Source organism: Pseudomonas glycinis (assembly GCF_054871425.1).
The window spans coordinates 637,924-658,768 of the sequence record NZ_JBTYHF010000001.1 but is presented as its reverse complement, the minus strand read 5'-3'; the positions used below and the strand labels follow the sequence as shown (position 1 = coordinate 658,768).

Below are 20,845 nucleotides of genomic sequence, written 5' to 3'. Positions count from 1 at the left end.
GCTACACGGGGCCAGCCTGGCAGGACTCCGCGGTCTTTGCGACGGAAGCAAGAGCAGTAATGCGATGTCATCCGGACAGGATTGCCAACTGCGCCGGCCCGGTGGTAACCACGGGTGGATTTTCCGCCGGACGACATTGCGAGTCACTGCCCGGTTGCAGATACGGCGTGAGAATCGGCGCCATGCCCTTGAGCACCTGCGTGGGCAGGGCCGAGGTGAACTTGAAGTTCTCTGCCGAGCGCCCCGGGACGAAAGCGGTGAGGGTGCCGAAATGGTGATCGCCGATGTAGAACACGAAGGTCGCCGTGCGGTTGATCGACTTCGAACTGATGATCCGCCCGCCGGAGCCGATCGCCGCAATACGGTTGTCGCCGGTGCCGGTCTTGCCGCCCATGGCCAGCGGCGTGCCGTCGGGCAATTTGAAACTGCCCGACAACCGTTTGGCGGTACCGGCATCGACCACTTGCGACAACGCCTCGCGCATGGCTCTGGCCACTTCCACCGGCATCACTCGTTTACCCACGTGCGGGTCGTTGACCAGTCTGGTTTCGTACGGCGTATCGGCGGCGAAATGCAGGCTGTCGATGCGCAACGTCGGCATGCGCACGCCGTCATTGAGAATGGTGCCGATCAGCTCGGCGAGCGCGGCGGGACGGTCGCCGGAACTGCCGATGGCGGTGGCCAGTGACGGCACCAGGTGATCGAACGGGTAGCCGACTTTCTGCCAGCGCTGATGAATGTCGAGGAACGCTTCGATCTCGAGCATGGTGCGAATGCGGCTGTCGCGCGCGCCTTTGTGCCGGCTCTTGAACAGCCAGCTGTAGACTTCCTGGCGCTCGAAATGGCTGGCCTTGACGATCTCGCTGAAGGTCGCTTCCGGGTGATGCAGCAGATAACCCATCATCCACAGATCCAGTGGATGCACCTTGGCGATGAAGCCCTGATCAGGCAAATCGTAACTGCCGGGCCCATAGGCATCGTAGAGGCGGATCAGGCGGTCATCGGTGAGTTTCTCCTTGAGCTTGGCGCCTTTGAGGTGGGCGCGAACAAAGCTGTTGAAGTCTTCCTGGCTGGCATCCGGCAACAGATAACGGTGCACCGCCGCCATGCGAATCGGCGTCGGGCGGATGCTGTCGAGGAAAGTTTCCAGGCGCGCCTGGGTGTCCTTGTTCTTGTACTTCTTCCAGAACTTGAGCAGGAATGAGGTGCCTTCGCGGTCGGCGAAACTGGCCAGGTATTCCTGGCGGCGGGGGTCGCGGTCATCCTTGAGCAATTCGCCATTGGGGCCTGAGTAGGTGGTGTAACGGACGATGTCGCGCATCAGCCGAATGAACGGCAGGTTGATCGACTCGCGCAGTGAATCGCGCAGAGTCGGCAGGCGACCGTTGTCCTCTTTGCGGAAGTTGTTGAATCTGTGCAGGCCGCCGCCAGTGAAAAACGCTTCGCCGGGGCTGGCCGAATATTTGCGATCCAGCGCGGCGCCGAGCAGCTTCGACAGATCGTGATCCTTGTTCTGGATCAGGTAGTCGATGACCCAGCGGCTGAGGCGGTCCTGATCCGGCACTTCGACTTTCTTCAGTTCTGCCATGCCCATCGCGCCGTATTTTTCGTGCAGCTCGGCGACGATTTGCAGGTACGTGGTCAGCACACGCATTTTCGCCGTGGAGCCGAGTTCGAGCTTGCTGCCTTCGTTGATGTCGAACGGCTGATCGGTGCTGTCGGTCTGCACGCGTACGCGCGAGCCGTCCGGGGTCAGTTCGAACAGGGTGAAGCTGTAGCGCACTTGCGTGGTGCTGGTCGGCGTCAGCAGGCGTTCACCGAGCAGGCCGATTTCGGCAGCGTAGACCGGATCGGCGAGTTTTTTCAGATAAGCCGTGGCCTGCGTTTGCAGGTCGCCCTGCAGGGTGCTGGTGGCTGACAGGTCGAGACGATCGAGGTCGTAAAGCGGCCGGTTGAGCATGCTCGCCAGGCGGCTGCGGGCAACGCTGATGCCCTTGTTGGTTTCAATCGGCTGCATCGTTGGCTGGGTCTGCCAGTCGCGGTATGACACGGTGCTTGCCAGCGCGGCGTCGGCCAGAGCGCTGTCGATCACGCCGTTCTGCTTGAGCAGGCGCAGGTGGCTGTCGGTGAGGCTGGCCAATTCGTCGCGGCCCTTGGTCAGGAAATGCGAAGGACGGCGCTGGGCGATCATCAGCGAGAGCATTTCACGCAATGCCAGGCCTTTGGCGGCCATGGTCTGCGGATCGGTCTTCGGGCTGTTCAGTTGCTCGTTGGCCTTGTTGAAATCACTGCCGTACCAGACTCGCAAACCTTCGGCCATGCCGTGCACTTCACCGTGGCCGGGTACCGCCGAGAGCGGCACGCTGTTGAGGTAGTCGCGCACGATGTTCTGCCGCGAACCGAGGGTCTGCGGGCCATCCTGATAGGCGCGCACGCTGGCGGAAACCATCTGGCGGATCTTCTCCGCGCCCGACACGGTCAGGCCATCGGGCGAGTGGCGATACTTTTCCAGTTGCGTCGCCAGGGTACTGCCGCCGGCCGATTGCCCGGGCAGGCGCAGCAGTTTCGCCACTTGCGACCACGCCGCCATGCCGAAGCGCGGCCAGTCCACGGCCGGGTTGGCCAGCGGTTGTTTCGGATCGAGGAGAAAGCGGTTTTCGATGAACAGCAGGCTGCTGACCACCACCGGCGGAATCGCCGCGAAGTCGGCATACAGTTGCTGCGGATAGTTGTATCGATACAGCGGCGCGCCTCGGCAATCGGTGATCGACAGCCCGGCCTGAATCTTTTCCGAATACGGCACGAACAGGCCTTTGTCGGTGTAACCGAGCAGGGCGGGGGAGAAGCGCGTTTGCTCGGTGATCACGTAATTGCGCTTGAGCAGGCGTGGCAGGAATTCGTCCAGGGAGCTGTAACCCAGGCGCAGATCGAATGGGCCGTTGCCCGGATAACGAATCGCTTCGCTGGGGCCGGGTTCAAGTTTGTAGGTCAGCGAAGCGGCGTACTGGCTCAGCTCCCGCGCCTGGAAACGCGAGGTGCGCATTTCCTTGGACGCAGCGAGTCCCACCACCACCGCAATGATCAAAAACAGCAACCAGAAAGCCTTCCACCCGTGCCGGTGACGACGGGGTTTTTCAGGGACAGGCGCTTCATTCACACTTTCAGTCTGAACCACGGTTTTACTCGAATCGGTTTGCCACAAAGCGCCCATAGTCGACTGATCCATTCACGCAGATTGATCGGACTTGTCTGAAGCTTAGACGGTGGTTGAAGCCGGTGAAAAAAATGTGAAGAGCGGAGCCGGTGCTTTGTCTGAATAAAACTGGAACAAACACTGTGGCGAGGGGATTCATCCCCGCTGGGCCACGAAGCGGCACCAAAACCTGCCAACACGGTTTCTACAGGCACACCGCGTGTCAGTAAGTTGCGACTGCTGCGCAGCCGAGCGGGGACTCCCTGTGGCGAGGGGATTCATCCCCGTTGGGCTGCGTAGCAGCCCCAAAACCTGCCACCACAGTTTCTACAGGCACACCGCATGTGAGCAAATGGCGACTGCTGCGCAGCCGAGCGGGGATAAATCCCCTCACCACAAAGATACTGTTCACATCCCGGGATGTTGTCTGTGTTGAGGAAAGGATTCCCTGTGGCTAGCAGATTTATCAGTCATGCAGGGATTCCCTGTGGCGAGGGGATTCATCCCCGCTGGGCTGCGAAGCAGCCCCAAAACCTGCCACCACAGTTTCTACAGGCACACCGCATGTGAGCAAATTGCGCCTGCTGCGCAGCCGAGCGGGGATAAATCCCCTCGCCACAAAGAGGCTGTTCACATCCCGGGAGTTTGTCTGTGTGAGGAAGAAATCCACCTATTCCATAGAACTATTGTGCTCAGAGCCAGTAGGCATCCCAAAGCGGGTAATCACCGAGGTTATCGACCAGCCCGGCTCGCAAGGGATTATTGATGATATAGCGGGCGATGGGCTCCAGGTCCTCGCCGTCACGGATCGCACGGTCGTGGTAGCCGGTTTGCCACAGCGGTCCGTGACGTCCGGTTTTTCTGTTAACCGCATGCGTACAGCGAGCCTTTACACCGCCAATGACTTCGCCAAGGGAGCCGCGTTGCAATTGCATCAGCCAATGAAAGTGGTCAGGCATGACAACCCAGACGATGGACTGCGCGACTCCTTGCTCATGAGCCCGGCGCAGTTCGGCAACCAGTAACCGGCCGGTCTGCCAATCTGCAAATACGGGCTGGCGTTCGTGGATGACAGAGGTGATGAAATAGGCACGACCGTTTTCCGAGAAACGACCTTGGCGCAAACGGTGGGAATTGGGGCGGACTGGCATGTGAGCTTCCTTGCATGTGCTCCTGGCTTTTTCAAAGGTTAGTGGTTGCCTGCCCCGCTCGGCGCTGCAACTGTTGAGCGAAATTTCTGAATCCGTCGGGCGATTTATCCGTGATCAAGCGAGGCGAGACATCACACAGTGGATCAAATGCCCTAGGGCTGAAACATGACGCTGCACCATCGCTGTGCAATACTTCGCGGCTTTTTCATTGGCGACTTTTCCTACGTGATGCAGGTAATGCCTCTCCGCGGAACCCACTATTGCCGAGAGTTGTCGCTGAATGTTGTGACTTTTAGAGTGAAAAATCCTGTCCTGAGCTTTTTATACTGCACGCCCCGCTGATCTTTCAGGCCCGCCCTGCAAGACGCGTCTGCCCACGAAGCCGACGCGGTTTCCTGCCCAGCCAAGGCCTATCGGCCGACGCTTCGAAACTCGGTGGTCATATCCAATAACAAGACGAGGTTGTACCCCTATGCCAGTTGGCAATCCTCTGCCGCACGGCGACACCGCTTCGGGCGGTCCGCTCAAACGAGAACTCGGCGAACGGCATATCCGCCTGATGGCGCTCGGTGCCTGTATCGGCGTCGGCCTGTTTCTCGGCTCGGCCAAAGCCATCCAAATGGCCGGTCCGGCGATCATGCTTTCCTACATCCTTGGCGGTCTGGCGATCCTGGTGATCATGCGCGCACTCGGCGAAATGGCCGTGCATAACCCAGTGGCCGGTTCGTTCAGCCGCTACGCGCAGGACTATCTCGGTCCGCTGGCAGGCTTTCTCACCGGTTGGAATTACTGGTTTCTGTGGCTGGTCACCTGCGTCGCGGAAATCACTGCGGTGGCGGTGTACATGGGTATCTGGTTCCCCGATGTACCGCGCTGGATCTGGGCCCTGGCGGCGTTGATCAGCATGGGCTCGATCAACCTGATTGCGGTGAAAGCCTTCGGCGAGTTCGAATTCTGGTTCGCCCTGATCAAGATTGTCACCATCATCGCCATGGTCATCGGCGGCGTCGGCATCATCGCCTTCGGTTTCGGCAATGACGGCGTGGCGCTGGGCATTTCCAACCTGTGGGCGCACGGCGGTTTCATGCCCAACGGCGTGACCGGTGTGCTGATGTCGCTGCAGATGGTCATGTTCGCCTACCTCGGTGTCGAGATGATCGGCCTGACCGCCGGTGAAGCGAAGAATCCGCAAAAGACCATTCCTGACGCGATCGGCTCGGTGTTCTGGCGGATTCTGCTGTTCTACGTCGGCGCGCTGTTCGTGATTCTGTCGATCTACCCGTGGAACGAAATCGGCACCCAGGGCAGCCCGTTCGTGATGACCTTCGAGCGGCTGGGCATCAAGACCGCCGCCGGTATCATCAACTTCGTGGTGATTACTGCGGCGCTGTCGTCGTGCAACGGCGGCATCTTCAGCACCGGGCGCATGCTCTACAGCCTGGCGCAGAACGGCCAGGCCCCGGCCGGTTTCGCCAAGACCTCGAACAACGGCGTGCCACGCCGCGCGTTGTTGCTGTCGATTGCGGTGTTGCTGTTGGGTGTAGTGCTCAACTATCTGGTACCGGAAAAGGTCTTCGTCTGGGTCACCTCGATTGCCACCTTCGGTGCGATCTGGACCTGGGTGATGATCCTTCTCGCCCAGCTGAAATTCCGCAAAGGCCTGAGCGCCAGCGAACGTGCCGGGCTCAAGTACAAGATGTGGCTGTACCCGGTCAGTTCGTATTTCGCCCTGGCGTTTCTGGTACTGGTGGTCGGCCTGATGGCGTACTTCCCGGATACCCGCGTGGCGCTGTATGTCGGGCCGGCATTCCTGGTGTTGCTGACGGTGTTGTTTTACGTGTTCAAGTTGCAGCCGACGCAAGTGTCGCAAGGTTCGGTGCGTTCGATTTCGTAAGTTCCAGCCGCTGAAAAAAACAAAGCCCCGGTCGCAAGATCGGGGCTTTTTTGGTTCAAGCGAGCTGATCGCCAGTCTTACGCCGCTACCACTTCCTGCGGCTCAAAACTGTCCGCCCGCGCCATCTGCCACATCCGCGAATAGAACTCGCCATTCACCTCACCGGTGAGCAACTCCCCCGGTTTCAGAAACACGTGCAACTGCGAGAACAGTTTGATCTCGGTTGCCGACATGCGCCGCACCAGATGCTTGGCCGACAGTTGCGAAGGATGATCAAGCCCGGCGGCAGCGAGCATTTCCGCCAGCGCTTTGAGCGTGCTGCGATGGAAGTTGTAGACGCGCTGGGCTTTGTCTGGGACCACCAGAGCGCGCTGGCGCAGGGCGTCCTGGGTGGCGACGCCGGTCGGGCATTTGTTGGTGTGGCACGACTGTGACTGGATGCAGCCGATGGCGAACATGAAGCCGCGCGCCGAGTTGGCCCAGTCGGCGCCGATGGCCAGCACGCTGGCGATGTCGAAGGCGCTGACGATCTTGCCGCTGGCACCGAGTTTGATCTTGTCGCGCAGGTTCAAGCCGACCAGGGTGTTGTGCACGAACAGCAAGCCTTCGCGCATCGGCACGCCGATGTGGTCGGTGAACTCGACAGGCGCTGCGCCAGTGCCGCCTTCCTTGCCATCGACGACGATGAAGTCGGGAAGAATGCCGGTTTCCAGCATGGCCTTGGCAATGCCCATGAATTCCCACGGATGGCCGAGGCAGAACTTGAAGCCCACCGGCTTGCCACCGGACAGTTCGCGCAGTTGCTGGATGAACTGCATCATCTCGATCGGCGTGGAAAACGCACTGTGGCGCGACGGCGAAACGCAGTCTTCGCCCATCAGGATGCCGCGGGTCTCTGCGATTTCTTTGGTGACCTTGTGCTTGGGCAGGATGCCGCCGTGGCCGGGTTTGGCGCCCTGGCTCATCTTGATTTCAATCATGCGCACTTGCGGATTCTGTGCCTGTACGGCGAAGCGCTCCGGGTCGAAACGGCCGTCGCTGGTGCGGCAGCCGAAGTAGCCGCTGCCCAGCTCCCAGGTGAGGTCGCCGCCGTGTTCGCGGTGATACGGGCTGATGCTGCCTTCACCGGTATCGTGGGCAAAGTTGCCGAGTTTCGCGCCCTGGTTCAAGGCGCGGATGGCGTTGGCGCTGAGCGAGCCGAAGCTCATCGCCGAGATATTGAAGATCGACGCCGAATACGGCTGCGTGCACTGCGGCCCGCCGACAATGACGCGGAAACCGTTCGGGTCACTCAACGGCGCCGGGCGCATCGAGTGGCCGATGAATTCGAAGCCGGACTGGTAGACGTCGATCAGCGTGCCGAACGGTTTGTCGGCGGTTTCGTTTTTCGCTCGCGAGTACACCAGCGAACGCTGGGCGCGGGAGAAGGGCAGGGCGTCGCTGTCGGACTCGAGCAGATACTGGCGAATCTCCGGGCGGATACCTTCGACCAGATAACGGATGTTGCCCAGAATCGGATAATTGCGGCGCACTGCATGGCGGGTCTGCAACAAGTCGAACACGCCGAGCAGGCTCAGCACCGCGGTGACGGCAGTGATCGGCCACAGCCAGTCATGTTCGAGAAAGGGCAGGCTGGCGAGGGTGAAAATCACGCAGACGGCAAAGAAGGCGTAGCGGCTCAGCAGCGACAGGCTCATACGGTTTCCTTGGTTCGGACTCAATTTTGTGCAACGGCACGCATTTCTGTGGGAGCGAGCCTGCTCGCGAAGACGGCGGACCAGCCAACCTTGATGTCGGCCATGAGGGCCTCTTCGCGAGCAGGCTCGCTCCCACAAAAAGCGTTAGTCACATTGTTTCAGGCGTTCTGCGCCTGCAGAAAAATCGAAAACAGCTCGGACTGGGATTTGATCCCCAGCTTGCTGTACATGTGTTTCTTATGGACTTTCACGGTTTCCACGGAGATTTCCAGCTTACGGGCGATTTCTTTGCTGGAACAACCGCTGAGCATCAAACGCCCGACGTCCAGTTCCCGCGCGGTCAATTGGGCGCCCTTGAGCTGTTGCACCGAGGCTTCCAGTTGCACCCGCCAGTCTGCCTGCGCAGGTGCGACGGCGAGGGCCACGGTTACGTTGATCTCGTACGGCAGACGTTGGCGCAACAGGCCCAGCACCCATGGTTGAATCAAAGACAGCAAAGCGATCTGTTCGCCAGTGAAACGTTTTTCACTGCCCAGCGACAGGCACAGCGTGCGCTCGCCTTCGAGCTGGCAATTGAACTGGATTTCGTCGGCCACCACATTCAGACGAAAGTATCGCTGGTAATACTCGGTCAGCTCGAAATGCTCCGGCGCGACTTCCGAAAGGCGATACAGGCCGGTGCGCGACTGCTCGCGGCAGGCGATGTAGAACGGATCGAGCAGATACAGCCCGCGCAGGTAATCCTGGAACAGCGGGTCCGGGCTGCCGTCCTCGCCGGGGCATTCGGCGAAGACTTGCGGATGCTGATCGGCGCTGAACAGCAGCACCACCCAGCTATCGAACGCCACGTACTGCTCAAGCAGACGCACCAGTTGCGCCCAGAAATTCGGCTTGTCGAGCGCGTCGATCAGTTGCCCGACAGCGCGGTGCCAAGTGATGTCATTCAACGAAAGTGTCATCGATCTACCCCTATCGGGTTACCCCGGCCGCGTGATTCCCTGGCCGGTTGCTTGCTGCGCATACTGGCCCACAGACAGGCACCGGGCAATCTTTCCGGGCCGGGCCACATAACAAGGGATAACCATGAAAGTCGAACTCGCCCAACTGGCGGGCCGTGACAACGACACGGCTTACAACCTGCAACGCGCACTGGCGGCGATTGCTGCCTGCGCGGCCGACACGCAGATGATCGTGTTCCCGGAAACCCACCTGATGGGCTTCCCCAACGCCGAAACCGTGGCGCAGATCGCCGAACCGCTCGACGGCCCGACCGTCAGCGCCGTGCTCGCAGCAGCGCGTGAGCGTGACATCGCTGTGGTGATCGGCATGGCCGAGAACGACAACGGCCGCTTCTACAACACCACGCTGCTGATCACACCCGAAGGCATCGCCCTGAAATACCGCAAGACCCATCTGTGGGCTTCGGATCGCGGCGTGTTCGAAGCCGGCGACCGTTACGCCACCTGCGTGTGGAACGGTGTGCGCGTGGGCCTGTTGGTCTGCTACGACATCGAGTTCCCGGAAACCGCCCGCGCCCTGGCGCAACTGGGTGCGGAATTGCTCATCGTCACCAACGGCAACATGGACCCGTACGGCCCCACCCACCGCACCGCGATCATGGCCCGCGCCCAGGAAAACCAGGCGTTTGCGCTGATGGTCAATCGCGTTGATGCAGGGGATGACGGCCTGGTGTTTGCCGGCGGCAGTGCGCTGGTCGATCCGCTGGGGACCCTGCTGTTCGAGGCTGGACGCGAAGAAGGGCGGTTCAGGGTCGAGCTGGATTTCACGCAACTGGAGATTGCGCGCAAGGATTATCGCTATCTGGATGATCAGCGTTTGAAGTTGCCGGGGGAGGTGGTGGAGCAGGCTTGCGGTGTTCGCGAGCTATTGATTCCACACCCATAACCGCTGCCCTCACCCTAGCCCTCTTCCGGAGGGAGAGGGGACTGACCGAGGTGTAGTTTCGAAATACATCGACCTGAGATACCGAGTCGAACTCAGATATTGAAGTCCACATAGATCGGCTCCCTTTCCCCCTCGCCCCCTTTGGGGGAGAGGGCTGGGGTGAGGGGGGTAACGATCTTCAGTCGAACAAAAATAATCAGCCACACCCGAAATTTTCGCCGAACCCGGCTCTGCCATAAATCCAATAACATTCGGAGTAAGTCGCCCATGGCTCGTTTGCAACGCACCCTTTCGCTAGGGTCGGTGGTGCTGTTCGGCATCGCCTACATGACGCCGATCATTGTCCTCGGCACTTTCGGCATCCTCGCCCAGTCCACCGCCGGCATGGTGCCGGCCGCCTACCTGGCCGCGCTGGTGGCAATGTTCTTCACCGCCATGAGTTACGGACGCATGGCCGCCGCTTTCCCGGTCGCCGGTTCGGCTTACAGCTACGTGCGCAAGGCAATCAGCCCGAAACTCGGTTTCATTGCCGGCTGGGCGGTGTTGCTCGATTATCTGTTTCTACCGATGGCGATCTGGCTGATCGGCGCCGCTTATCTGGCTTCGGCATTTCCGTCGATCCCGCAGTGGATCTGGGTGCTGGCGTTCATCGGCATCACCAGTGCGATCAACATCGTCGGGCTGAAACTGGCCAATGGCATCAACGCCTTGCTGATGCTGGTGCAGTTCCTCGTATTGATTGCCTTCGTTGCGCTGTGCGTGCACTACATCGGCGGCGATGCGAGCACGCCGCTGTGGTCGATCAAACCGTTCTTCAACGGCGACATGCAGATGCCGCTGATCATGAGCGGCGCGGCGATTGCCTGCTATTCATTCCTTGGCTTTGACGCCGTCAGCACCCTGACCGAAGAGACCCGCGATCCACGCCGCACCATTCCCCGGGCGATCATGCTGATCACCCTGATTGGCGGCCTGATCTTCGTCGGCGTTTCGTACTTCGTGCAGATCGCTCATCCATCGTTCCAGTTCGACAGCGTCGACTCGGCGGCCTATGAAATTGCGCGCAACATCGGTGGCGACCTGTTCGTGTCGATCTTCCTGATCGGCCTGATCGTCGGCCAGTTCGCCTCGGGGCTGTCGGCCCAGGCAAGTGGTTCGCGACTGCTGTTCGCCATGGGCCGCGACGGCGTCTTGCCGAAGTCATTTTTCGGCACCTTGCACGCGCGCTTCGGCACCCCGGTCAACAGCATTCTGTTGTGCGCGGCGGTGGCGTTGCTGGCGCTGAAACTCGACGTCACCACCTCGACCTCGTTCATCAACTTCGGCGCGTTCCTGGCGTTCAGCCTGGTCAACCTGTCGGTGATCTTCCATTACTGGATCGGCGGCGAGAAAAAAGGCCCGCGCGAGTTGCTGCTGTTTCTGCTCTGCCCGCTGATCGGTCTGGTCGCCGACCTGTGGCTGATGGTCAGCCTTGATCATCTGGCGGTGTGGCTGGGGCTGAGCTGGCTGGCGATTGGTGTGGTGTATCTCGCCGTGCTGACCGGTGGTTTCCGCCGTCAGCCGCCGGAACTGGATTTTCAGGAAGCGACCTGAGCTTCGTGGCTTGGCTTCCCTCTGACGGGCATGGGATCCTTGGCGCTTTTGCGCCAAGGGATTCCTTTATGTCGACCATTCATATCGCCGCAGCCCTGTTGCTCAACGCCCAAGGCCAGACCCTGCTGGTGCGCAAGCGCGGCACCACGGCGTTCATGCAACCGGGTGGCAAGATCGAGGCCCATGAGCTGCCGATCCACGCCCTTGCCCGAGAGCTGGAAGAAGAACTCGGGCTGCAGATCGACCCGGCGCAGGCGATTTTCCTCAACAGCTTTTCCGCCCCCGCCGCCAACGAGCCGGGCTTTATTGTCCATGCGGAAATATTTCAACTGACCATCGACACTGATGTCTGCCCGGCGGCGGAGATCGAGGAAGTCATCTGGGTCGATCCGGCCACTGATCCGGCGCTCGAGCTGGCGCCATTGACACGCGAGCACATCCTGCCGTTCTATCGCCGTTCACTGACGGCACTCGCCTGATCATTCCCGCAAAGGACTTTGCCATGATCCCGTTGCAAGACCTGCTGATCTTCGCCGCCGCCGCATTGCTGATGGTGCTGACGCCGGGGCCGAACATGATCTATCTGATCTCGCGGTCGATCTGTCAGGGCCGCCGCGCCGGAGTGACTTCGTTGCTTGGCGTGGTCGGCGGGTTCTTCGTGCATATGTTCGCCGCGGCGGCGGGTTTGACGGCGGTGTTTCTCGCCGTGCCGATGGCTTATGAAGTGTTGAAATGGGCCGGCGCGTTGTACCTGCTGTGGCTGGCCTGGCAAGCGCTGAAGCCCGGCGCACGTTCGCCGTTCGAAGCGCAGCAATTGCCGCCGGACTCGTCGCGCAAGCTGATCACCATGGGCTTTCTCACCAGTGCGCTGAACCCGAAAATCGCCGTGTTCTATCTGTCGGTGTTTCCGCAATTCATCAGCCCTGAGCACGGCTCGGTGTTCGCCCAAAGCATCGTCCTCGGCCTGACGCAGATCAGCGTCAGCTTCAGCGTCAATCTGTTGATCGCGCTGTTCGCCGCAGGCATCGCCTCGTGGTTTGTGCGCAACCCGACGTGGCTGGCGATGCAGCGTTATTTCATGGGCCTGGTGCTCGGCGGCCTCGCCGTAAAACTGATGCTCGAACAACGCCGGGCCGCCTGACATGTGGATCGAACGGCTGGACGCCAGCCACGCCCTGGCCTACCGCGAACTGATGCTTGAAGCCTATGACCGGCATCCGCAGGCCTTCACTTCCAGCGTGCGCGAACGCGCGGTGATGCCGTTGAGTTGGTGGGAAGGGCGCCTGACCAGCAAGCTCGATGTGGTGCTGGGGGCATTCGATGCCGGGACGTTGGCCGGGATTGTCGGCCTGGCGTTCGAACCGCGCGAGAAGGCGCGCCACAAGGCCACGCTGTTCGGCATGTATGTCTCGGCGGATTTTCGTCGCCGGGGCCTGGGCTTTGATCTGGTGCAGGCGGCATTGGCCGAAGCGCAAAAGCATCCGGCGCTGAAATTGCTGCAGCTCACCGTGACTGCCGGCAATGACGCGGCTTTCCAGTTGTACCGGCGTTGCGGCTTCATTCAGTACGGCCTCGAACCGCTCGCCGTGCGGGTGGGCGAAGAGTATTTCGACAAGATCCACATGTGGCGCCAGCTCTGACCCAGCGATAATTTCCGCCTACTGATCGTTCCCACGCTCTGCGTGGGAATGCAGCCCGGGACGCTCTGCGTCCCATCCAAAGCCGAACGCAGAGCGTCCGTTGAGGCATTCCCACGCAGAGCGTGGGAACGATCATCTCCTGCACAGCAGATCAGCGTACGGCGCTGACACCATCGAGGGTCGAAAACGAGGTGTCCTTGGCGGTCAGCAGGAAATCGCGCATGTACGGCGCGTCGAGCATGTCGGTGCGAATCGCCGCGTACAGTGTCGCAAACAAGCCCTTTTCACCCAGCCGCTTGCCCTTCACATAACCGCGCGAGCTGTATTCATGCAGCGCCCAGTGCGGCATGCCGCAGACGCCACGGCCGCTGGCGACCAGTTGCATCATCATCACCGTCAGTTCTGAAGTGCGCACCTGCGCCGGTTCGATGTCGGCCGGTTCGAGGAAGCGGGTGAAGATGTCCAGGCGATCGCGCTCGACCGGGTAGGTGATCAGCGTTTCCGTCAACAAGTCTTCAGGAACGATGTACGGCTTGCTCGCCAGCGCATGCTGGTTGGCCACCGCGAGCATGGCTTCGTAAGTGAACAGCGGCACGTAAGTGATGCCGGCAATTTCCAGCGGATCGGAGGTCACCACCAGATCCAGATCGCCACGGGCCAGTGCCGGCAGCGGGGCGAAAGCAAAACCCGAAGCCAGGTCCAGCTCGACTTCCGGCCAGGCATCGCGGAACTGGTCGATGGTCGGCATAAGCCACTGGAAGCAGCTGTGGCATTCGATCGCCATGTGCAGACGCCCGGCGGTGCCACCGGCCAGCCGACCGATGTCCCGTTCAGCGGCGCGCAAAAGCGGCAGGGTGGCGTCGGCCAGTTGCAGCAGGCGCAAACCGGCGCTGGTGAAGCGCACCGGTTTGGTCTTGCGTACGAACAACTGCATGCCCATGCGCTCTTCCAGTTCTTTGAATTGGTGCGACAGTGCTGACTGTGTCAGATGCAAACGGTCGGCGGCGTCGACCAGACTGTCGGCCTCGCGCAGGGCATGCAGGGTTTTCAGATGTCGGATTTCAAGCACCGGCGGGCTCCATGAAGAAAACTTGTGACGAATGCGTCGAAGGTGAGTTTGTCTCATGACGTTGGCTTTGTCGATCTGCCGGCCAGGATCCGGCGATGCAATCGACAGCCGACCGCTCGGCACTCTTCATCAAACTGTCATGCAACTGTGGCAGCGCGCTCGCCCGAACTTCATCAGACTCGCGCTCTACTGGGGTGCTGCGTTTTGGTGTTTTTCATGTTCAAGAGATTGTTTTCAGTCGCGGCCGTGTTGGCCGCGCTTTTGTTCGGGGCCGGCTCGTTTGCAGCCGGACGCTGTGATGTCAACGTGCCGACCGAGCACGCCGAGCTGGCGCAGGTCAGTCTTGCCTATCAAAGTATCGGCCGTGCATCGGACCCGGCGCTGTTGCTGGTCATGGGCCTGGGAGGACAGTTGATCCACTGGCCGGACGAAGTCGTGGTCGCGCTGTGTCAGCAAGGGTTTCGGGTGATTCGTTATGACAACCGCGACGTCGGCCTGTCCACCTGGCGGCAGGCGCCGATCGAGGCCAATCTGACTTTCGAAGTGCTGCGTTACAAACTCGGTCTGCCGGTCTCGGCCCCTTACAGCCTGACTGACATGGCCGACGATGCGCTGGGTTTGATGACCGCGCTGAAGGTCGAGCAATTCCACGTGCTCGGCGCGAGCATGGGCGGAATGATCGCCCAGCACATGGCGGCGATGGCGCCGCAGCGGGTGGAAAGCCTGACGCTGATCATGACCACTTCCGGCGCTGAAGGCCTGCCGGCGCCGAGTGCGGCGCTGGTGCAGTTGCTCTCGCGGCGGGGCGCGCCGAACCGCGAAGTGGCGCTGGAGCAACAGGCCGATCTGCTCGCGGCACTCGGTAGCCCGGCGGTAACCGATGATCGCCAAGCGCTGTTGCAACAGGCGGCGGCGTCCTACGACCGCGCGTTCAACCCCGAAGGCGTCAAACGGCAGATCATGGCGATCCTTGCCGAACCGAGCCGGGTGGCATTGCTCAATCAGCTGCGCGTGCCGACCCTGGTGGTGCACGGCACGGCAGATCCGCTGCTGCCGGTGATGCACGGCGTGCATCTGGCGGCGCACATTCAGGGCAGTCAGTTGAAACTGATTCCGGGACTCGCGCATCGCTTTCAGGAGGCGTTCAAGGAGCCGTTGCTGGCGGCGGTGCTGCCGTATTTGCAGGCGCATCGCGAGGATACTTCCCATTGGGCGCAGGTCGATCCGGCGGCGCCGAACAATCTGCTGTAAGAGTGCGCCAGCATCCTGTCGCCAAAAAAATATCAATGTGCCACTATTGTTTGCCGCGTTGTTGCCGATAAGGCGCAGGAACGTTTTCAGACATAGGGACTTGATCCATGATTTTTCGCGCTACACGTCAATGGGCCGCGCTGGCTCTGCTCGCCGTACTGACTCTCACCGGCTGCGCCCATGTGCAACCGCCCGTGGCCCTGGACAAACAGTTCTGGGGTGCCAAAGAGCCGACCATCGGTGTGGCCATTACCGTCGTACCGTCGCCAGTGCTGGCGCTGACCGGCAATCAGGGCATCCTCGATTACGCCATTAATGCCGGCGTCAACAGCAAGCTCAGCGCCAACGTCGAAACCTGGCAAGTGCGCGATCTGGAAACCCTGCCCGACGCCATCGTCGCCAAGCTGCAAGCCAAGGGCTACAAGGCCAAGCGCATTGATGAAAAGGTCGATCTGAAGACCTTCAAGGAAGTCGATTTCCGCGAGGGCTACATGACCAAGGACCTGTCGCCGATGAAAGCTGCCCACGGCATCGACCGTCTGCTGCTGGTGTCGATTTATGCCACCGGTGCCACCCGCAGCTACTACAGCATCGTGCCCACCAGCGTGCCGATGGCCCAGGTCGGCGGCCAGGGCATGGTGATCGATCTGTCGGACAACAAACTCTTGTGGTACCAGCCATTCGCCGCTGTGCAAGCCGCGCAAGGCGAGTGGGACGAGCCGTCCTACACCAACCTGTCCAACGCGTTTTATCAGGCGATGGATAACAGCCGGCAGCAAATGATCGCCCCGTTCGCGCAATGAAACGTCTGGCCCTGACCATCGCGGTGATCTCGCTGCTGGCGTTGCCTGGCTGTGCGCAGAAACCGGCACCTGAGGCCGGTTTCAAGGATCAGGCGGCGATGAGCTATGTGCAGGCACACGGGCTGAAGGTCGACGTGCAACTGCCGGCGGAATTCGTCGGCGCCAGCACGGTGATCGACAGCAAGGCGGCAGTGAACGCGGCCAATTCCAGCTACACGCTGGTGTCGAGCTCCGGCGCGGGCGCTGGGCTGGCGGGGATTCTGGTGGCCAGCCTGATCAACACGCAAATGGGTTCCGGTACGTTACAGCGCGATGCCGAAAAAGCCGCGCTGAACGAATCGCGGCCGCTGGCCGACCTGCTTGCTGGCGTGCCGTTGCAGGAGCGCTTGCAACAGCGTTTTCAGGCGGCGTCGCAGGTGTCCGGATTCAAGCAGGGGGCAGGTGCGGTGACGGCACGCTTGCTGATCGAACCGAAGCTGATGCTGACGCCCGATCGCGGCAGTTTCGTGCTGGTCAATCAGGTGCAATTACAGGATATCGCCGGCTCGCCGCTGTACCGCATGCGCATCGAAGTGGCCAGTCAACCGATTCGTCGTTGCGGCAAGCAATGCATCGATGACGGCGCCCTTGACCTGGCCAAGGTCACCGCCGCGCTGGATGAATGCATTGATGAATCCATGCGCGTGTTGAGCGCTGATTTGATGCAACCGACGCCACCGCCCGCCGCGCAGGAAACCCTGCGTTACGTGCTCGACGGCCAGCGCGTGGTCGAGCGCGGTTATCAACTGGCGCAGAACGGCAACTACTGGCGCTACCGCAATCTCTACGGTGCGGTGAAGTCAGTGCCGGTGCCGTTCGAGGATGCTCTGTCGTCCGCGCAACTGGCCAGAGTCTACGGTCGCTAGAGGCAGATGCGCGTGGGTTCAGGCATGCAGCCTGACCCACACGCTGACCAGCACCGTCGCCGCTATCAACCAGGCCACCGCCGCCACCGCCAGTGACGCTTCCAGGCGCATGCGGTCGACCATCACGTACAACGTCGCCAGGTACACGAAGTAGGGAATGATTGACCACATGCCGAACACGATCGTGGTCTTCAGGTCGTCGACCGAGCGGCCCTTGCCGACGATGTAATGCGCGATCAGGGCAAAGGTCGGAAACAGCGGCACCAGGCCGGCGATGTAATAGTTTCTGGTCTTGGATAGTGCCGCGAGGATCAGGACCACTGCGGCGCCGATCGCGGCTTTGAGAATCAGATCCATCAGTGGCTCAGCCCGTACTTTTTGACTTTATCGAACAGCGTGGTCTTGGCCATGCCCAGTTCCTGGCTGGCCTGGGTCAGGTTGCCGCCGCTGCGTTGCAAGGCGTCGACCAGCAGATTGCGCTCGAAGGCTTCCACCGCTTCGGCAAACGCCAGACCCTGGCCGGCGCTGGCCCCGGACTTCTTGAAGGCCGGCAGGCCGAGGGCGAAGCGTTCGGCGACATTGCGCAGTTCGCGCACGTTGCCCGGCCAGTCGTGGCTCATCAGGTTCGACAGGGTCTGGTTGTCCAGCTCCGGTAGTGCGCGATCAAAGCGCAGCGCCGATTGCTGAGTGAAGTGTTCGAACAGTTGCAGGATGTCTTCGCGGCGTTCGCGCAGCGGTGGCAATTCCAGGGTCACGACATTGAGGCGGTAGTACAAGTCGCTGCGAAACTCGCCGGCCTTGCTCGACTCATCAAGGTCGGATTTGGTCGCTGCAATCACCCGGCAATCCACGGCCACGCTCTGGTTCGAGCCGAGACGTTCGAGGGTGCGTTCCTGCAATACGCGCAGCAACTTGATCTGCAACGGCAGCGGCATGCTTTCCACTTCATCGAGGAACAGCGTGCCGCCGTCGGCGTGTTCGATCTTGCCGATGCGGCGTTTGCCGGCGCCGGTGAAAGCGTTGGCTTCGTGGCCGAAGATCTCGCTTTCAAAGAGGTTTTCCGGCAGGCCGCCGCAGTTCAGCGCGACGAACTGTTTGCTGTGGCGCCGACTGAAATCGTGCAGACAACGGGCGACCAGTTCCTTGCCGGTGCCGGTCTCGCCTTCGATCAAGACGTTGGCCGAAGTGTCGGCGACGTTGGCGATCAGTTCGCGCAGGTTCTGCATTGCTGGCGAGCGACCGATGATCCGCCCTTCAAGGGAGTCGCGTTCAGCCAGTTGCCGACGCAACGAGGAAACCTCGCGGGCGAGGCTGCGTTGCTCCAGCGCCCGTCGCGCGACATCGACCAGGCGCTCCGGCGAGAACGGTTTTTCCATGAAGTCGTAGGCGCCTTTCTGCATCGCGCCGACGGCCATGGAAATGTCGCCGTGGCCGGTGATCAGCACCACCGGCAGGCTGCGGTCACGTTGCTTGAGACGGGTGAGCAATTCCAGGCCATCGATGCCCGGCAGGCGGATGTCGCTGATGACGATGCCGGCAAAGTTGTCGCCGACCTGCGCCAGTGCTTCTTCGGCACTGCCGACGCCGATGCACGGAATGTCTTCGAGGGTCAGCGCCTGTTGGCAGCCGAGCAGCACATGGGGGTCGTCTTCGACAATCAACACACTGAGTTCGTGGTTCATATTGGCTCGGCAGGAGTAGGGCTTACCAACGGTAAACTGAGGACGAAAGTGGTGCCACCGCCGGCCGGGTGTTCGACACCCAGGTGCCCGCCGGTAGCGGCGGCGAGGCTGGCGGACAGGGTCAGGCCCAGTCCCAGGCCTTGCTCGCCGGGCTTGGTGGTGAAGAACGGTTCGAACAGATGCTTGCGCGCTTCGGCGTCGATGCCGTGGCCATTGTCGCGCACCCGCAAGCGATACTTGCCGTTGAATTCTTCACCCTCCAGCCACAGCTGCGGCTGCGGTTGCGCGTGCATGGCGTCGAGGGCGTTGCCGATCAGGTTGACGAGGATCTGTTCGAGGCGGGTCTGATCGATCAGCAATTGCACATCGGCAAACTGCCGGTGAATCTGCAGCGCGGTGTTTTCCACGCGCGCGCCGAGCACTTGCAAGGCGGCGTCGACGGCTTTGCCGAGACTGGCCTGACCCTTGTTGTCGCCGCGCCGGGCAAACGAACGCAGGCTGGCGGTGATCCGGCCCATGCGGTCGATCAGGTCGTTGATGGTCTTGAGGTTGGTGCTGGCGACGTCGAGCTGGCCGCGCTCGAGAAAGCGCACGGTGTTGCCCGACAGCGTGCGCATCGCCGCCAGCGGCTGGTTCAGTTCATGGGCAATGCTGGTCGACATCTGGCCGATGGCGGCGAGTTTGCCGGCCTGCACCAGTTCATCCTGAGCGCGGCGCAACGTCTCTTCGGCCTGGCGGCGCTCGCGGATCTGACTCTTCAGGCGTTCGTTGCTGGCGCGCAGATCGGCGGTGCGTTCGGTAATCCGACGTTCGAGTTGGCTGTTGGCTTCCTGCAACGCTTCGCGGGCGGCGAGGCGGGTGGCGAGGACTTTGCGCCGCTCGTTCCAGGCAATCAGCAGGAAGGCGAACAGGGCAAACGCAACGCCCACCAGAATGCCTTGGTTGATCGCTTCGCGGCGCAGGTCCTGCAACGGCGTGAGCAGGGTGAAATTCCACGGCGTGTCACTCAGCAGTCGGGTTTGCGCCAGATAGCTGATGTCGTCTTCGTCGGGCTGCAATTCGCTGTTGGCCGGGAAGGTCAGTTTCTCCACGCCTTCGGCCAGTGTCTCGCGGGCCAGCGGTTGCAGTTCGTTGAGTGGAAACCAGTAGTACTGCAGGCTGCGAGCGAGTTTTTCCTTGACCTCGTCGCTCAGCGGAATCACCGATTTCAACCGTCTGGCCGGGTCGCTGGAGAGAATGATGATGCCGTTCTCGTCGCTGACGAACGCTTCCAGACGCGCGCGCTGCCAGCGTTCTTCCATGGCTTCCAGACGAACCTTGACCACCGCGACACCAATGATCTTGCCGTGCTCTTCGAGGCCGTGGGCGAGGTAGTAACCGGGTTCGCCATTGGTGCTGCCGATGCCGTAGAAGCGTCCGGGCTGGCCGCGCACGGCGTCTTTGAAATAGGCGCGGAAGGACAGGTCCTCACCCAGATAACTGTCGACATCGCGCCAGTTGCTGGTGGCCATGACCCGGCCGGTGGTGTCCATCACGTAGATGGCCCGGCTGCGGCTGCGGCGGTTCAGGCCTTCGAGGTAATCGTTGACGGTCTGCCGGTGCTCCGGGGTCGGGTCGGCCAGCAACTGCGGCACACTGGTTTCGAGTTCCAGCAGGCTGGGCAGGTAGGTGTATTTGCTGATCTCGCTTTCGACCGCGCGGGCGTGCAGTTCCAACTGACGCTGACCGTTCTCGCCGAGGCTGCGGATGCCGAAGTGTTCACTGGTCCAGAAGCCGATAAAACCCAGCCCGACCATCAGGGCGATGATCAGCGGCGGCAGGAACAGATGACGGATCAGACGGGGCTTCACGGCAAGTGATGGCTCGGCAGCGCGATAAAGAGTGGGGTCGCATTTCATCACAGATGCCTTGGGTCAACCACAACACTTGTTTGTGCCTGTGGCGAGGGGATTTATCCCTGTTGGGCCGCGACGCGGCCCCAAAACCATCACTGCGGTTTAACTGAAAGACCGCATGCACAGGTTTTACGACTGCTGCGCAGCCGGACGGGGATAAATCCCCT

At 61.2% G+C, this 20,845-nt stretch carries 17 protein-coding genes; 9 read left to right on the top strand and 8 right to left on the bottom strand.

Annotated features, from left to right (window positions below):
* Window positions 1-67: 67 nt before the first annotated feature.
* Both ACYSTU_RS02920 and ACYSTU_RS02915 read right to left on the bottom strand, forming a co-directional pair.
* Window positions 68-3,211: a transglycosylase domain-containing protein gene (locus ACYSTU_RS02920; protein WP_024014180.1), complete on the bottom strand. Its 3,144-nt coding sequence runs from the start codon at window positions 3,209-3,211 to the stop codon at window positions 68-70.
* A 674-nt stretch (window positions 3,212-3,885) separates the two neighbouring features.
* The gene (locus tag ACYSTU_RS02915) at window positions 3,886-4,344 is read right to left on the bottom strand and encodes an REP-associated tyrosine transposase (RefSeq protein WP_498995825.1); all 459 of its coding nucleotides are present in this window, start codon (window positions 4,342-4,344) and stop codon (window positions 3,886-3,888) included.
* A gap of 472 nt (window positions 4,345-4,816) precedes the next feature.
* Here ACYSTU_RS02915 and ACYSTU_RS02910 point away from each other — a divergent pair, with 472 nt between their 5' ends.
* Window positions 4,817-6,238: an amino acid permease gene (locus ACYSTU_RS02910; protein WP_498995822.1), complete on the top strand. Its 1,422-nt coding sequence runs from the start codon at window positions 4,817-4,819 to the stop codon at window positions 6,236-6,238.
* A gap of 77 nt (window positions 6,239-6,315) precedes the next feature.
* On the opposite strand, the gene ACYSTU_RS02905 is transcribed toward ACYSTU_RS02910, so the two are convergent.
* Together ACYSTU_RS02905 and ACYSTU_RS02900 are read right to left on the bottom strand one after the other, a co-directional pair.
* Window positions 6,316-7,935, bottom strand: a complete 1,620-nt coding sequence (locus ACYSTU_RS02905) for an FMN-binding glutamate synthase family protein (protein ID WP_122602369.1) — start codon at window positions 7,933-7,935, stop codon at window positions 6,316-6,318.
* Window positions 7,936-8,093: 158 nt separating this feature from the next.
* Window positions 8,094-8,894, bottom strand: coding sequence for a helix-turn-helix transcriptional regulator (locus ACYSTU_RS02900; RefSeq protein ID WP_217878771.1), 801 nt, complete (start codon window positions 8,892-8,894; stop codon window positions 8,094-8,096).
* A 124-nt stretch (window positions 8,895-9,018) separates the two neighbouring features.
* Between ACYSTU_RS02900 and ACYSTU_RS02895 the strand changes: the two genes are divergently transcribed.
* The 5 genes from ACYSTU_RS02895 to ACYSTU_RS02875 all read left to right on the top strand — a co-directional run bounded on the left by ACYSTU_RS02895 (window position 9,019) and on the right by ACYSTU_RS02875 (window position 13,073).
* A complete protein-coding gene (locus ACYSTU_RS02895; RefSeq protein WP_217878770.1) occupies window positions 9,019-9,840 on the top strand; it encodes a carbon-nitrogen hydrolase family protein in 822 nt (273 codons plus the stop codon).
* Window positions 9,841-10,107: 267 nt separating this feature from the next.
* Complete coding sequence (locus ACYSTU_RS02890; RefSeq protein WP_024014173.1) at window positions 10,108-11,433, top strand: APC family permease; 1,326 nt, start codon at window positions 10,108-10,110, stop codon at window positions 11,431-11,433.
* A 68-nt stretch (window positions 11,434-11,501) separates the two neighbouring features.
* Window positions 11,502-11,912, top strand: a complete 411-nt coding sequence (locus tag ACYSTU_RS02885; protein WP_217878769.1) for an NUDIX hydrolase — start codon at window positions 11,502-11,504, stop codon at window positions 11,910-11,912.
* A 23-nt stretch (window positions 11,913-11,935) separates the two neighbouring features.
* Window positions 11,936-12,574, top strand: a complete 639-nt coding sequence (locus ACYSTU_RS02880; RefSeq protein WP_024014171.1) for a LysE family translocator — start codon at window positions 11,936-11,938, stop codon at window positions 12,572-12,574.
* A 1-nt stretch (window position 12,575) separates the two neighbouring features.
* On the top strand, window positions 12,576-13,073 hold the full coding sequence (locus tag ACYSTU_RS02875) for a GNAT family N-acetyltransferase (protein ID WP_123443744.1): 498 nt from the start codon (window positions 12,576-12,578) through the stop codon (window positions 13,071-13,073).
* A 151-nt stretch (window positions 13,074-13,224) separates the two neighbouring features.
* Here the strand turns inward: ACYSTU_RS02875 and metR are convergent, their stop codons facing one another.
* Window positions 13,225-14,142 (bottom strand): transcriptional regulator MetR, encoded by a 918-nt coding sequence (metR, locus tag ACYSTU_RS02870; RefSeq protein ID WP_016773382.1) that lies wholly within the window; start codon window positions 14,140-14,142, stop codon window positions 13,225-13,227.
* Window positions 14,143-14,358: 216 nt separating this feature from the next.
* Between metR and ACYSTU_RS02865 the strand changes: the two genes are divergently transcribed.
* From ACYSTU_RS02865 to ACYSTU_RS02855, 3 genes are all read left to right on the top strand, one after another.
* On the top strand, window positions 14,359-15,393 hold the full coding sequence (locus ACYSTU_RS02865) for an alpha/beta fold hydrolase (protein ID WP_498995807.1): 1,035 nt from the start codon (window positions 14,359-14,361) through the stop codon (window positions 15,391-15,393).
* Between the two features lie 107 nt (window positions 15,394-15,500).
* Window positions 15,501-16,196: a hypothetical protein gene (locus ACYSTU_RS02860; protein WP_498995802.1), complete on the top strand. Its 696-nt coding sequence runs from the start codon at window positions 15,501-15,503 to the stop codon at window positions 16,194-16,196.
* Window positions 16,193-17,101 carry a hypothetical protein gene (locus ACYSTU_RS02855; RefSeq protein WP_136492783.1) on the top strand — a complete coding sequence of 303 codons (909 nt, stop codon included), beginning with the start codon at window positions 16,193-16,195 and terminating at the stop codon, window positions 17,099-17,101. Before ACYSTU_RS02860 ends, ACYSTU_RS02855 begins: the two co-directional genes overlap by 4 nt.
* 18 nt (window positions 17,102-17,119) lie before the next feature.
* On the opposite strand, the gene ACYSTU_RS02850 is transcribed toward ACYSTU_RS02855, so the two are convergent.
* Genes ACYSTU_RS02850 through aauS form a run of 3 tightly spaced genes read right to left on the bottom strand, consistent with a single transcriptional unit; the run spans window position 17,120 to window position 20,681 of the window.
* Entirely contained in the window at window positions 17,120-17,449 is a 330-nt protein-coding gene (locus tag ACYSTU_RS02850; RefSeq protein WP_172834034.1) for a GlpM family protein, read from the bottom strand.
* Window positions 17,450-17,457: 8 nt separating this feature from the next.
* The gene (gene aauR, locus ACYSTU_RS02845; protein ID WP_016773388.1) at window positions 17,458-18,783 is read right to left on the bottom strand and encodes a two-component response regulator AauR; all 1,326 of its coding nucleotides are present in this window, start codon (window positions 18,781-18,783) and stop codon (window positions 17,458-17,460) included.
* Entirely contained in the window at window positions 18,780-20,681 is a 1,902-nt protein-coding gene (gene aauS, locus ACYSTU_RS02840) for a two-component sensor histidine kinase AauS (protein ID WP_122602365.1), read from the bottom strand. The genes aauR and aauS overlap by 4 nt, the downstream gene beginning before the upstream one ends.
* Window positions 20,682-20,845 lie beyond the last annotated feature (164 nt).